This window comes from Paracoccus sp. (in: a-proteobacteria) (assembly GCF_030536915.1).
Classification (GTDB): Bacteria; Pseudomonadota; Alphaproteobacteria; order Rhodobacterales; family Rhodobacteraceae; genus Paracoccus.
The window spans coordinates 26,866-40,262 of sequence record NZ_JAUNPC010000001.1; the positions used below are offsets into that span (position 1 = coordinate 26,866).

The 13,397-nt window shown below is 69.3% G+C and carries 12 protein-coding genes, 1 tRNA gene and 1 pseudogene; 11 read left to right on the top strand and 3 right to left on the bottom strand.

All coding sequences use genetic code 11. The features are described 5' to 3' along the window. Positions 1 to 30 precede the first annotated feature (30 nt). Complete coding sequence (gene mtaB / locus Q4F04_RS00135) at positions 31 to 1,278, bottom strand: tRNA (N(6)-L-threonylcarbamoyladenosine(37)-C(2))-methylthiotransferase MtaB (RefSeq protein ID WP_303367912.1); 1,248 nt, start codon at positions 1,276 to 1,278, stop codon at positions 31 to 33. Next, on the bottom strand, positions 1,278 to 2,111 hold the full coding sequence (dapF, locus tag Q4F04_RS00140; RefSeq protein WP_303367812.1) for a diaminopimelate epimerase: 834 nt from the start codon (positions 2,109 to 2,111) through the stop codon (positions 1,278 to 1,280). Before dapF ends, mtaB begins: the two co-directional genes overlap by 1 nt. A 96-nt stretch (positions 2,112 to 2,207) precedes the next feature. Here dapF and Q4F04_RS00145 point away from each other — a divergent pair. From Q4F04_RS00145 to Q4F04_RS00190, 10 genes are all read left to right on the top strand, one after another. Continuing rightward, positions 2,208 to 2,283 (top strand) — tRNA-Lys (locus Q4F04_RS00145). A 353-nt stretch (positions 2,284 to 2,636) separates the two neighbouring features. Further along, complete coding sequence (locus Q4F04_RS00150) at positions 2,637 to 5,615, top strand: monovalent cation/H+ antiporter subunit A (protein WP_303367813.1); 2,979 nt, start codon at positions 2,637 to 2,639, stop codon at positions 5,613 to 5,615. After that, positions 5,615 to 5,959: a Na+/H+ antiporter subunit C gene (locus Q4F04_RS00155; RefSeq protein WP_303367814.1), complete on the top strand. Its 345-nt coding sequence runs from the start codon at positions 5,615 to 5,617 to the stop codon at positions 5,957 to 5,959. The genes Q4F04_RS00150 and Q4F04_RS00155 overlap by 1 nt, the downstream gene beginning before the upstream one ends. After that, entirely contained in the window at positions 5,956 to 7,581 is a 1,626-nt protein-coding gene (locus Q4F04_RS00160) for a monovalent cation/H+ antiporter subunit D (RefSeq protein ID WP_303367815.1), read from the top strand. Before Q4F04_RS00155 ends, Q4F04_RS00160 begins: the two co-directional genes overlap by 4 nt. After that, positions 7,578 to 8,063, top strand: a complete 486-nt coding sequence (locus Q4F04_RS00165; RefSeq protein ID WP_303367816.1) for a Na+/H+ antiporter subunit E — start codon at positions 7,578 to 7,580, stop codon at positions 8,061 to 8,063. The genes Q4F04_RS00160 and Q4F04_RS00165 overlap by 4 nt, the downstream gene beginning before the upstream one ends. Beyond that, positions 8,060 to 8,341, top strand: coding sequence for a K+/H+ antiporter subunit F (locus Q4F04_RS00170; protein ID WP_303367817.1), 282 nt, complete (start codon positions 8,060 to 8,062; stop codon positions 8,339 to 8,341). Before Q4F04_RS00165 ends, Q4F04_RS00170 begins: the two co-directional genes overlap by 4 nt. Beyond that, positions 8,338 to 8,700, top strand: a complete 363-nt coding sequence (mnhG, locus tag Q4F04_RS00175; RefSeq protein ID WP_303367818.1) for a monovalent cation/H(+) antiporter subunit G — start codon at positions 8,338 to 8,340, stop codon at positions 8,698 to 8,700. Before Q4F04_RS00170 ends, mnhG begins: the two co-directional genes overlap by 4 nt. Positions 8,701 to 9,010: 310 nt before the next feature. Then, positions 9,011 to 9,700 carry a ribulose-phosphate 3-epimerase gene (gene rpe / locus Q4F04_RS00180; RefSeq protein ID WP_303367819.1) on the top strand — a complete coding sequence of 230 codons (690 nt, stop codon included), beginning with the start codon at positions 9,011 to 9,013 and terminating at the stop codon, positions 9,698 to 9,700. Positions 9,701 to 9,749: 49 nt separating this feature from the next. Beyond that, positions 9,750 to 11,057: a histidine kinase gene (locus Q4F04_RS00185; RefSeq protein ID WP_303367820.1), complete on the top strand. Its 1,308-nt coding sequence runs from the start codon at positions 9,750 to 9,752 to the stop codon at positions 11,055 to 11,057. Next, positions 11,054 to 11,683: a response regulator transcription factor gene (locus Q4F04_RS00190; protein ID WP_303367821.1), complete on the top strand. Its 630-nt coding sequence runs from the start codon at positions 11,054 to 11,056 to the stop codon at positions 11,681 to 11,683. Before Q4F04_RS00185 ends, Q4F04_RS00190 begins: the two co-directional genes overlap by 4 nt. A 237-nt stretch (positions 11,684 to 11,920) precedes the next feature. Here the strand turns inward: Q4F04_RS00190 and epmA are convergent, their stop codons facing one another. After that, on the bottom strand, positions 11,921 to 12,958 hold the full coding sequence (gene epmA, locus Q4F04_RS00195; protein ID WP_303367822.1) for an EF-P lysine aminoacylase EpmA: 1,038 nt from the start codon (positions 12,956 to 12,958) through the stop codon (positions 11,921 to 11,923). A gap of 77 nt (positions 12,959 to 13,035) precedes the next feature. Between epmA and Q4F04_RS00200 the strand changes: the two are divergent. Continuing rightward, positions 13,036 to 13,397, top strand: a pseudogene (locus Q4F04_RS00200) (elongation factor P); the annotation flags it as partial.

Below are 13,397 nucleotides of genomic sequence, written 5' to 3' on the forward strand. Positions count from 1 at the left end.
CGGGAATACCTGCGCCAGTCGGTGCGCGGCTCAGGCGGCAAGGCGGGCGCCGTCATGGCCGGTGATCGTGACCTCGACCAGCGCGCCCTCGGGCATGTCATGGGCAAAGGCGACCTCGGTGAACTGCTCGGTGCGGCCGAGGCGCGGGCCTTCGGTCAGGACGCGGTGGGTGCGGCCGACCTGCGCCTGCAGATGCACCGACAGCGCGGCCTCGCCCACGGCGCGCAGGCGCGCGGCGCGATCCTTGATCGCAGGGCCGGGGACGCGCGGCATCCGGGCGGCGGGGGTGCCCTTGCGGGCGCTGTAGGGGAAGACATGCAGGAAGGTCAGGCCGCAATCCTGCACCAGCTTCACCGAGTTCCCGAAATGCGCCTCGGTTTCCGTGGGAAAGCCCGCGATGATGTCGGCGCCGAAGACGATGCCGGGGCGCAACCGGCGGGCTTCCTCGCAGAAGGCGATGGCATCGTCGCGCAGGTGGCGGCGCTTCATGCGCTTGAGGATCAGGTCGTCGCCGTGCTGCAGGGACAGATGCAGATGCGGCATCAGGCGCGGCTCGGTGGCGATCGCCTCCATCAGCTCGGGGTCGGCCTCGATCGAATCGATCGAGGAAATCCGCAGGCGCGGCAGGTCCGGCACCATCTTCAGGATGCGCCGCACGAGGTTGCCCAGCCGTGGCTGCCCCGGCAGGTCCGCGCCCCAGCTTGTCAGGTCCACGCCGGTCAGCACGACCTCGTTGAAGCCCCGGTCGCGCAAGCGGCTGATCTGGTCCACCACCACGCCTGCCGGAACGGACCGCGAGTTGCCGCGGCCAAACGGGATGATGCAGAAGGTGCAGCGGTGATCGCAGCCGTTCTGGACCTGCACATAGGCGCGGTGGCGGCCGAAGCCGTCGATCAGGTGGCCCGCCGTTTCCCGCACCGACATGATGTCGTCCACCATCACCCGCTCGGTGCCATAGTCGGGCGCGGCGAGGCTGGCCCAGGTCGCAGGCTGCATCTTCTCGTGGTTGCCGACGACGCGGGCGACCTCGGGCATGGCGGCGAAGGTCTCGGGCTCGGTCTGGGCGGCGCAGCCGGTCACGATGATCGGCGCGCCGGGGTTTTCGCGCGACAGGCGGCGGATCTCCTGGCGGGCCTTGCGGACGGCCTCGGCAGTCACCGCGCAGGTGTTGACGATCACCGCGCCGTTCAGGCCGGCCTCGCGGGCCATCTCGGCCATCGCCTCGGATTCGTAAGCGTTGAGCCGGCAGCCCAGCGTGGCGAAGATCGGGGGAGCGATCATGTCGCGGCCAGCCAATCGGGGGACAGCACGCCGTCGAAGACGTGCGCCACGGGGCCGGTCAGCCAGACCCCGTCCTCGCGCCAGTCCACGGCCAGCGTGCCGCCGTCGAGGTCCAGCACCACCCGCCGCCCCGTCAGCCCGCGCCGATGCGCCGCGACCGCAGTCGCGCAGGCCCCGGACCCGCAGGCGAGCGTGACGCCCGCGCCACGTTCCCAGACCCGCATCCGCAGGCGGTCGGGGGCGGTCAGCGAGGCGAATTCCACATTCGTGCGTTCGGGGAACAGCGGGTCATACTCGATCCGGGGGCCGATCGTGGTCAGGTCCACTGCCTCGGCATCGGGGACGAAGAAGACGCAATGGGGATTGCCCATGCCCACCGCCGCGGGGCTGCCGTCCAGCGGGAGCCGCTCGGTGTCCATCTCGCGCGCCAGCGGCACCTCGTCCCAAGCAAGCTGGGGATGCCCCATGTTGACATGGACCTGCCCGCCCGCGCGTTCCGCCTCCAGCATCCCGCGCCGCGTGGAAAAGCGCACCCGGTCCCGCCCCAGATGGCGCATCATCAGCTCGGCCACGCAGCGCGAGGCATTGCCGCAGGCCCCCGCCTCGGACCCGTCGGCGTTCCAGAACTCCAGCCAATAGTCCGCCGCATTGTCGGGGCGGATCTCGGCCAGCTGGTCGAAGCCCACGCCCCGGTTGCGGTCCCCCAGCGCTTGCGCCAGCGCAGGCGTCACCCGCCGCTGCAGGGCGCCGTGCGAGTCGATGATGACGAAGTCGTTGCCCGCCCCGTGCATCTTGACGAAGCCGAGGCCGCCCGGGTTTTCCTGTTCCATCGCGGCGATATACGCGCGCCGTCATGATTCCGCCAGATGCGCGGCGATTTGGCCTTGACCCCCGCTACGCGCATCCGTAAGGAGACGCCCTGTGTTGGGCCCATAGCTCAGTTGGTAGAGCAACTGACTTTTAATCAGTGGGTCACAGGTTCGAATCCTGTTGGGCTCACCACTGAAACCCCCTGCGACATCGACGCGCACCATCCGGCCCGGCTTGCGCTTTTGTGACTCCGTTTGTCCGGGGCAGGTGATTGACGCCCCGGAACTGTCCCTGTAGCTCGGCGTCAAAGCAGTTTCTGGCAGGCTGAGGCCGTTTTCCGACCTTGCGGATACGCAAGGGGCGGGCATAGTCCGGCCCGGAGGCGCGTATCGTGCCTGCCCCGTGGCGTCCCCGCGATGGCCCCTGGAAAGCGCTTGCGGCGGGACCGTTTCCCTGCGCCGCGCCAAGAACCCGGCCCGCGCGGTCGATCCAATCGCGCGGCGCTGCAAGCCGCAACCGGACGAAGAAAGGCAAGCCGCCGACGAATGCTCGCCCAGAACCTCCTTCTCCTGCTTGCGGTGCTGCCCTTCGCGGGCGCGATCCTGGCCGTCACCATGCCCGTCACCGCCCGCAACGCCGAGGTAGTGCTGGCAGGCGGCGTGATGATCGCGGGGCTGCTGGCGCTGTTTGCGGTCATGGGGGATGTGGCCGATGCGCAGGCTGTGGCCCGCAGCATCCAATGGGCGCCCTCGCTGGGGCTTGACGTCACGCTGCGGCTGGACGGCTTTTCCTGGCTGATGCTGCTTCTGGTCTACGGCATCGGGCTGCTGGTCGTCATCTACGCCCGCTACTACCTGTCGCCCTCGGACCCGGTGCCGCGGTTCTACGGCTTCCTGCTGGCCTTCGCGGGGTCGATGGTGGGGATGCTGATTTCCGGCAACATCATCCTGATGGTGGTGTTCTGGGAACTGACCAGCCTCTTTTCCTTCCTGCTGATCGGCTACTGGAACCACAATGCCGCCGCCCGCGACGGGGCGAGGACCGCGCTGATCGTGACCGGCGCCGGGGGCCTCTGCCTGCTGATGGCGATGATCCTGCTGGGCCATGCCGCCGGCAGCTACCACCTGGACGACGTGCTGGCCGCGGGCGACCGGGTGCGGGCGCATCCCTGGTATGGCTGGATCCTCGGGCTGTTCCTGATCGGCGCCTTCACCAAGTCGGCGCAGTTCCCGTTCCATTTCTGGCTGCCGAACGCGATGGCGGCGCCCACGCCGGTTTCAGCCTACCTGCATTCCGCGACAATGGTGAAGGCGGGGGTGTTCATCCTTGTCCGCTTCTCGCCCGTGCTGGGCGGCACCGATGCCTGGTTCTGGATTGTCGCGGGCACCGGGATGCTGACCCTGCTGCTGGGCGCGGTGATCGCGCTGTGGCGCAACGACCTGAAGGGGCTCTTGGCCTATTCGACCATCAGCCATCTCGGGCTGATCACCGCGCTGTGCGGCATGGGCAGCGGCGCGGCGATCGTGGCCGCGATCTTCCACATCATGAACCACGCGGTCTTCAAGGCCTCGCTGTTCATGGCCGCGGGCATCATCGACCACGAGACCGGCACCCGCGACATGCGCCGCCTCAGCGGGCTGCGCCATTCCATGCCGCGCACCGCGGCGCTGGCCATCGTCGCCGCCGCCGCCATGGGGGGCGTGCCGCTGCTGAACGGCTTTCTGTCGAAGGAGATGTTCTTCGCCGAGGCCGCCGACTGGCACAACGGCACCTGGCTGGACGCCGCCCTGCCCTATATCGCTACCATCGCCAGCACCTTCAGCGTGGCCTATTCGCTGCGCTTCATCGTCACCGTCTTCTTCGGCCCCCCGGCCACCGACCTGCCCAAGGAACCGCACGAGCCGCCGGCCTGGATGCGCCGCCCGGTCGAGTTCCTGGTTGCCATCGTCCTGCTGGTGGGCCTGTGGCCTGCCGCCCTGATCGGCGGCCCGCTGCATTCGGGCGTGCTGGCGGTGCTGGGCGACAACGCGCCCTATTACAGCCTGGCGCTGTGGCACGGCTTCAACGTCGCCCTGACGATGAGCTTCGTCGCCCTGGTGGCGGGCACGATCCTGTATTTCCTGATGGCGCGGCGCGTGTCCGAGGCGAACGAGGCGCCGGCCTTCCTGTCGCTGGTCCGCGGCCAGCAGGTCTTCGACCGGCTGATGCTGGTGCTGACCCGCAAGTGGCCCGCCTGGGCCTATCGCCGGATCGGCAGCCCGCGCCTGCAGGTGCAGTTGCGGCTGCTGGTGCTGCTCAGCCTCGGGGCGACGGCGGCGACGCTGTGGGGCGCCGCGCGGCTGGTGCCCGAAGGATTGCTGCAGAACTTCGACGCGACCTTCGCGCTGCTGTGGATGGGGGGCATCGCATGCGCCATCGGTGCGGCGATCCAGGCCAAGTACCACCGCTTTGCCGCGCTGGCGCTGCTGGGGGGCGCCGGGCTGGTGACGGCCGTGACATTCGCCTGGTTCTCGGCCCCCGACCTCGCGGTGACGCAGACCCTGGTCGAGATCATGACAACCGTGCTGCTGCTGCTGGGCCTGCGCTGGCTGCCCAAGCGCATGAAGCTGATCGAGGGCGACGACCGCTTCACCGCCCGCAGGCGGCGGGCCATCGATTTCGTTGTGGCGACCGTCTGCGGCGCGGGCGTCGCGGCCATCGCCTTCGCGGTGATGACCACGCCCGCCGGGCTGACCATCGGCGACTGGTTCCGCCGCAATTCCTATGCCGAGGGCGGCGGCACGAACGCCGTCAACGTGATCCTGGTGGACTTCCGCGCCTTCGACACCCTGGGCGAGATCACCGTGTTGGGGATCGTGGCGCTGACCTGCTACGCGCTGCTGCGCCGCTTCCGCCCGGCGCCGGAAAGCGTGGCGCTGCCCTCGCAGCAGACCTTCAACGAACTGCCCCCCCTCGACCCCGAGCGCGAGCGCGAGGCGGATCGCGAGCCCACACGGCATGACGTGATGATGATGATCCCCTCGGTCATCATGCAGTGGATGTTCCCGCTGACCGTGGCGCTGTCGATGTATCTGTTCCTGCGCGGCCATGACCTGCCGGGCGGCGGCTTCGCGGGCGGCGTCGCCTTCGCCATCGGTCTGCTGCTGCAATACCTGGCAAGGGACGTGCGCTGGGTGGAAAGCCGCATCACCATCCTGCCGGTGCGCTGGATCGGGCTGGGGCTGGTGATCGCGGTGGCGACCGGCATGGGCTCGTTCCTGTTCGGCTATCCGTTCCTGACGGCCCATGCCCAGTATGTCACCCTGCCGGTGATCGGGCAGGTTCCGGCGGCGACGGCGCTGATCTTCGACCTCGGCGTCTTCGCCACGGTGGTGGGGGCGACCGTGCTGATCCAGATCGCCATCGCCCACCAGTCGCTGCGCTCGTCCCGCCTGCGGGCGCGCGAGACCGCAGCCGACGCCGACCCGAAGGAGGAGCAGGAAAACCGCCACGAGGAACAGGAACAACAGCGGGAGGGCGTGTGATGGAACTGACCTTGTCCCTTGGCATCGGCGTGCTGGTCGCATCCGGCGTCTGGCTGACCCTGCGGCCGCGCACCTTCCAGGTCATCGTCGGCCTCTGCCTGCTGTCCTATGGCGTCAACCTGTTCATCTTCGCCATGGGCCGGCTGGCGACGGGCGCCGCGCCCATCATGCCCAAGGGCGGCTTCGTCAACCCCGACGCCTATGCCGATCCGGTGCCGCAGGCCCTGGTGCTGACCGCCATCGTCATCAGCTTCGCCACCACCGCCCTGTTCCTTGTCGTCATCATGGCCTCGCGCGGGCTGACCGGCACCGACCACGTCGACGGAAGGGAGCGCGGCCAGTGATCTCTCCGGCCCATATCGTCGTCCTGCCGATCCTGATCCCGCTGCTGGCGGGGGGGATCATGCTGATGTATGACGAACGCCAGCGGCGGCTGAAACTGGCGATCGGCATCCTGTCCTGCGTGCTGCAGCTGGCCGCCGCCATCGCGCTGGTCGATCGCGCCGGCGGCTCGGCCGACATGGGGCGCAACATCGTCACCCTGTATCTGCTGGGCGACTGGCCCTCGCCCTTCGGCATCGTGCTGGTGCTGGACCGGCTGGCCGCGGTGATGCTGCTGCTGAGTTCGATCGTCGCCCTGCCGGCGCTGCTTTACGCAGGCGCGGGATGGCACCGGAACGGGCAGCATTTCTCGCCCCTGTTCCAGTTCCTGCTGATGGGGGTCAACGGGTCGTTCCTGACCGGCGACCTGTTCAACCTCTTCGTCTTCTTCGAGGTGATGCTGGCGGCCTCCTACGGCTTGCTGCTGCACGGCACGGGCCGGGTCCGGGTCGGGGCGGGGCTGCACTACATCGCCGTCAACCTGGTCGCGGCGATGCTGTTCCTGCTGGGCGTCTCGTTGATCTACGGGGCCACCGGTACGCTGAACATGGCAGATCTCGCGTCCCGCATCCCGCGGCTGTCCGAGGCCGACCGCCCCATGGTCCATGCGGCGGCGGCGCTGCTGTCGGGGGCCTTTCTTGTCAAGGCGGCGATGTGGCCGCTGTGCTTCTGGCTGCCCAACGCCTATGGCGCGGCCTCGCCGCCGGTCGCGGCGGTCTTCTCGCTGCTGACAAAGGTCGGGGCCTATGTGGTGATCCGCCTCGGCCTGCTGCTCTTCGGCGCGGGGGCGGGCGACTCGGCGGGTTTCGGCGCCAACGTGCTGGCGGCGGGCGGCATGGCCACCATGATCTTCGGCGCGCTGGGGGTGCTGCAGGCGCAGGACCTGGGCCGGATGACCGGCAACCTGGTGCTGGTGTCCTCGGGGACGCTGCTGGCGGTCGTGGGGCTGGCGCAGATCTACGACGACGCGCCGATGCTGACGGCGGCGCTTTATTACATGATCGCCTCGACCATCGCGATCGCGGCGCTGTTCCTGCTGGCGGAACCCATCGGCCGCAAGGAAGGCGGCATCGCCGGGCTTCTGGCCATCACCGCCGAGGCCTATGCCGACCCCGAGGAAGAGATCGACGAGCCGACCGACGAGGGCCGGGCCATCCCCGGGGCGACCGCGCTGCTGGGCGTGGCCTTCCTGGCCTGCGTGCTGGTGGTGGCGGGCCTGCCGCCGCTGGCGGGGTTCCTCGGCAAGTTCGGGATGCTGTCGGGCGCGGTCGAGCGCGCCAAGGTCCTGCCCGGCATGTGGGGCCACTGGGCCTTCGTGGTGCTGCTGATCGTGACGGGCTTCTGCGCGCTGGTGGCGATGGTCCGCTGGGGCATCCAGAGCCTCTGGGCCAACACCGAGGAACCGCCGCTGCCGATGCTCGAGATCGTGCCGATCCTGATGCTGGTGGCGACGGTCGTCCTTCTGTCGATCCAGGCGGAACCGGCATTGCGCTACCTGGAACGCACCGCCGACGCCCTGACCCAGAACCAGGTCTATATCGGGGGCGTGCTGACCGCGCCGCCGGTGGGGTCTGACGATCCATGACCCTGTTCCCCCATCCCATCGTCACCGTTGTCCTGACCATCCTGTGGATGGTGCTGACCAGCTTCACCCCGGGGCAGTTCGTGCTGGCGGTGATCGCGGGCATCCTCGGCGGGCTCGCCTATCGCCGCCTCACGCCCGAGCGGATCATGGTCCGCCGGCCCCGCCAGATCATCCGGCTGTTCTTCCGCGTGGGCGGCGACATCATCCGCTCGAACATCGCGGTGGCGGGGCTGATCCTGACGCAGGGACGGGGCGGCCGGCGCCGCGCCGGCTTTGTCCCCATCCCGCTGGACATGACCAACCCGAACGGGCTTGCGGTGCTGGCGATCATCGTGACCGCGACGCCCGGCACCGCCTGGATCGAATACGAACCGCGCAAGGGCCTGCTGCTGCTGCATGTCTTCGACCTTCTGGACGAGGATGACTGGGTCCATACCATCAAGACCCGCTACGAGTCCCTGCTGATGGAGATCTTCGAATGAGCGCAACGATCCTGTCCGCCGTCCTCACCTTTTCCCAGATCTGCCTGGTCATCTCGCTTGTGCTTTCGGTGCTGCGGGCACTGCGGGGCCCGCGGGCGCAGGACCGGGTGCTGGGGCTGGACACCATGTACATGTGCGCCATGCTGCTGCTGGTCGTCACCGGCATGCAGCAGGGCACCATCTACCAGTTCGAGGCCGCGCTGGTCATCGGCACCCTGGGCTTCGTCGCCACCGCCGCCATGGCCAAGTTCCTGATGCGGGGCGAGGTGATCGAATGAGCCATCTGGACCAGATCCCCCCCGTCATCGCCATCCTGATCTCGGGCTTCGTCCTTCTGGGCACGATCCTGACGCTTCTGGGCACCATCGGGCTGATCCGGCTGGGCAGCTTCTATGAAAGGCTGCATGCGCCGACCCTGGGGACAAGCTGGGGCGCAGCGGGCATCCTGATCGGCTCGATGCTGATGTTTTCCACCATCGGCTCGCGCTGGGTGATCCACGAGATCTTCCTGGGCTGCCTTATCATGCTGACGATGCCGGTGACGCTGATGGTGCTGGGCCGCGCAGCCCTGCACCGCGACCGCGCCGAGGGCCGCCCCCCGCGCGGTTCCGAAGGCCCGCAGGAGCCGCTGAAGTAGAAACGCCGGCACGAGAGCGGCGGGCAGGGCAGTCGGCCTGCAACGGCGCAGGCCCGTGCCGCCCTTCTTTCCCCGGACATGGCCGGAAAGCGGCAGGGGCCGATGATCTCGTGCCCGGGACGCCGGATTTCCCATGCGCCGCCATGTAAAGGGAAAATGATCGCCCGCGGCAAACGAAGGAGCCTTCCTTTCGGGATCGGCGCGTGACTGCGGCGGAACTCTGGACTATGACCCGGTCCGACACCCGCGCGAGCCCGCGTCTTTCCCGCCGGGCCCGACCCGGACGGCAGCCGCAGGAAGGACGACCTCCATGAACTTTGACCGCAAGATCAAGATCGCGCCCTCGATCCTGTCGGCCGATTTCGCCGATTTCGGCCGCGAGATCCGCGCGGTCGAGGATCAGGGCGCCGACTGGGTGCATGTGGACGTGATGGACGGGCATTTCGTCCCCAACATCACCTTCGGACCCCCTGCCGTCGCGGCCTTCCGCAAGCATGTCACCACGGTCATGGACGTGCATCTGATGATCGCGCCCGTGGACCCCTATATCGACGCCTTCGCGAAGGCGGGCGCCGACATCATCACCGCCCATGTCGAGGCGGGCCCACATATCCACCGCACCCTGCAGGCGATCCGCGGCGCGGGCGCGCGTGCAGGCGTGGCGCTCAATCCCGGCACCCCGGCGGAAGCGGTCGAGCATCTGCTGGACCTTGCCGACCTGATCTGCGTGATGACGGTCAACCCCGGCTTCGGCGGGCAGAAGTTCATCGACATGACCGGAAAGGTCCGACGCCTGCGCGCCATGATCGGCGACCGTCCCGTGCACATCGAGATCGACGGCGGCGTCGATCCGGCCACCGCCCCCCGGCTGGCCGAGGCGGGGGCGGACGTGCTGGTGGCGGGCTCGGCGGTGTTCCGGGGCGGCTCGGTGTCGAACAGCGCCCCTTACGGCGAGAACATCCGCGCCATCCGCGCCGCGGCCGAGGCGGCGCTGGCCTGACGCCCGACCCGGTTGCCCCGCTCTTGCGCGGCGTGTCACATCCGGGGCGATGACGCTCACGCTCCGCATCCTGGCCTTGGTCCTTGTCGTCCAGCTTGCGCTGGTCGGCGGGCTTGGCGCATTGCTGGCGGCCAATGCCCGGCAGGCGGTCGCGGCCGAGGTCGAGGCCTCGACGCGCGCCGCGCGCGAGCTTGTCGTCACCACCATCGGCACGCTGATCGACGCGGTGCCGCCGGGACAACTGACCGCCGCGCTGGCCGACCGGCTGGTGCAGCCCCGGCACGCGCGGATCATGGTCTATGACCTGGCGACCGGCCGCACCCTGATCCCTGCGGCCCACGCGACCCCGGACGATCCCGCCCCGGAATGGTTCGCGCGCCTGCTCGCCCCCCGCATCCGCTCGACCCAGCTTCCGGTGATCGAGAACCTGCACCTGCGCGGGCATGTGGTCATTTCCGAGGATGCCGGGGCCGAGATCGCCGAGGTGTGGGAGGACGCCCGCACCCTTGCCCTGCTGCTGGCGCTGGCAGGGCTGGCGCAACTGGCGCTGACCCCGGTGATCCTGCGCGGGGGCCTGAGGCCGCTTGCGCGGGTCTCGGCGGTGCTGAACCGGCTGGCGCATGGCGACACGGGGGCCCGCATCGGCAGGGTGGGCACCCCCGACCTCAAGCCCCTGGCGGGCGACGTGGACCGGCTGGGTGGGGCGCTGGCTGCGGCGCAGGCGGACCGGGCGCGGCTGTCGCGGCAGGTGGTGGAACGCGGCGACCAGGAACGCAAGGCCATCGCCCGCGACTTGCATGACGAATACGGCCCCTGCCTTTTCGCCCTGCGGGTCGAGGCGGCGGCGATCCGCGACGCCACCACCGACCCCGGCCTGCGCGACCGGGCCGGCGACATCCTCGCCATCGCCGACCAGATCGGCCATGTGAACAGGGCGCTGCTGTCGGGGCTGCGGCCGATGGCGGTGGGGCAACTGCCGCTGGCCACGGTCCTGTCCGACATGTTCGAGGATCTCGCCCAGCGCCACGAGGGCATCGACTGGTCGCTCGACCTCGCCCCCGGCCTGCCCGAACCGGACGAGGCCGTGGCGCTGACGATCTACCGCATCCTGCAGGAAGGCACGACCAACGCCCTGCGCCACGCGGGCGCAAGCCGGGTCACGGCAAGCGTTTCGCACGGGGCGGATGGCTGGCAGGTCAGCCTTTCCGATGACGGGCGCGGCCTTGGCGGTGCCGCTGAGGGCAACGGCCTTTCGGGGATGCGCGAGCGGGTCGCCCTGCTCGGCGGCAGTTTCGAGATGCAGGACGGCCCCGAGGGTGTCACACTCCGCGCGACACTGCCGCCGGAGCCTGCATGATGGACCAACCCCCGTCCCGCACCGCCATGGTCGTGGACGACCACCCGATCACCCATCTCGGCTGCGGCCGGCTGCTGGCCGATCTGGGCTATGCAAGCGTGCTGCAGGCCATGTCGGGGGACGAGGCGCTGGCGCTGCTGGAAGATCACCGCCCCGATGTGATCGTTCTCGACATCTCGCTGCCGGGCGCGGGCGGGCTGTCGCTGATCGCGCCGATCCTCGAACGCTCGCCCGACAGTTCGATCCTGATGTTTTCCATGAACGACCAGGCGGGCTTCGCCGCCCGCGCGCTGGCCGAGGGTGCCCATGGCTTCCTGTCCAAGAACGCCCCGCCCGAGGAGTTCAACGCTGCCATCCGGGCGCTGGAGACGGGCGAGTTCTACCTGTCCCCCCGGCAGGCGCTGGCGCTGGCGACCCGCCGCGCAGGCGCCGACGGCCGCGCCGCCCTGACCGACCGCGAGGATCAGGTGCTGGCGCTGCTGGGCGAGGGGAAGTCGCTGCAGGAAGTCGCTGACGATCTTGGCGTCAGCTACAAGACCGTCGCCAACGCCACCTCGACGCTGAAGCGCAAGCTGGGTGTCGCGAACATGACCGGCCTGATCCGCCACGCGCTGGAACGCGGCTGACCGGACCCCGAGGCTTCCGATTCAGCGGGCAGCCAGCGGCCCGGGCACCGACGGCGGGATGAACTCGTTGTCCGCGGCCCGCCCGATCCCGCGCCCGCCCGGAAAGGGCAGGTTGTCGTCATCGGCGACGATGATGCGGGCTGTCGTGCAGGCGCATCGACACAGTCCATGACCGGTCGAGGCGCTGACCCGGGGGCATGGGTGACAGGGGTGCGGCAGGGGCGTGACGCCCGGCGCTCAGGGCACGGGCGTCCACATCACCTCGTCGATCCGGGGTGCGGCGGTCGCCAGCATCACCAGCCGGTCGAAGCCCAGCGCGATGCCGGATGCGGGCGGCATATGGGCCAGCGCCGACAGGAAATCCTCGTCCAGCGGATAGGTCTCGCCATGGACGCGGGCCTTTTCGGCCATCTCGGCGGCAAAGCGGCGGCGCTGCTCGGCGGGATCGGTGAGTTCCCCGAAGCCGTTGGCCAGTTCCACCCCGCAGGCGTAAAGCTCGAAGCGTTCGGCCACGCGGGGATCGTCCTTGGCGCGGCGGGCGAGCGCTGCTTCCGGCGCGGGATAGCGGTCGAGGATGGTGGCGCGGCCGTGGCCCAGATGCGGCTCAACATGGGTCACGAGGACGCGGCTGAGGATGTCGGACCAGGTGTCGTCAGGGGCCACCCGCAGCCCCGCCGCTTGCGCCTGCCGTGCCAGCCCGTCGCGGTCGGTGGCGCCATCCGCGCCCACCGTCGCCAGCAGGTCGATACCGGCGTGACGCTGGAAGGCATCCGCCACCGACAGCCGCTCGGGCGCGGCGAAAGGGTCGCAGCGGTGGTCGCGGAAGCGCAGTTCCGTCGAACCCGCGCCTTTGGCCGCCAGCCGCAGCAGGGCGGCGCAGTCGTCCATCAGCGCCTCGTAGGGTTCGCCCGCGCGATACCATTCCAGCATGGTGAACTCGGGGCTGTGCAGTGACCCGCGCTCGCGGTTGCGCCAGACATGGGCGAAGGCGGCGATGCGGGTCTCGCCCGCCGCCAGCAGCTTCTTCATGGCGAATTCGGGGCTGGTGTGCAGATACATCCGCCGCGCCTGCCCGTCGTTGCCGATGGCCTCGGTGGAAAATCCGTGCAGATGCGCCTCGTTGCCGGGGCTGATCGCCAAGGCGGCGGGATCGACCTCGGTGAAGCCGTTCTCGTCCAGCCAGCCGCGCAGCGCGCGCTGGATACGGTTCCGGGCCAGCAGCAGGGGGCGGCGGTCGGCGTGGCGGCGCGCGTCCCACCAAGGCGTTTCAGTCATCTCTGGCGATTTCTGCAAGGTTGCGCTAAGGAGCGCGCCGATAATCCACGCATCCCCCCATCGCAAGAAAGACGCCCGTGAAAGTCATCGCATCCAGCCTGCGCAAAGGCAACGTGGTCGAGATCGACGACAAGCTCTATGTCGTGCTGACCGCCCAGAACTTCCACCCCGGCAAGGGCACCCCCGTGACCCAGGTGGACATGCGCCGCATCTCGGACGGCACCAAGGTCTCGGAACGCTGGCGGACGACCGAGCAGGTCGAGCGCGCCCATGTGGACGAGCGCGGCTACGATTTCCTTTATGAGGATGGCGAGGGCTTCCACTTCATGGAGCCCGAGAATTATGAGCAGGTCGTCGCGCCCGCCGACATGATCGGCGACCAGAAGGCCTATCTGCAGGAAGGGATGCGGGTGTTCCTGCAGGTCTACAACGGCGTCCC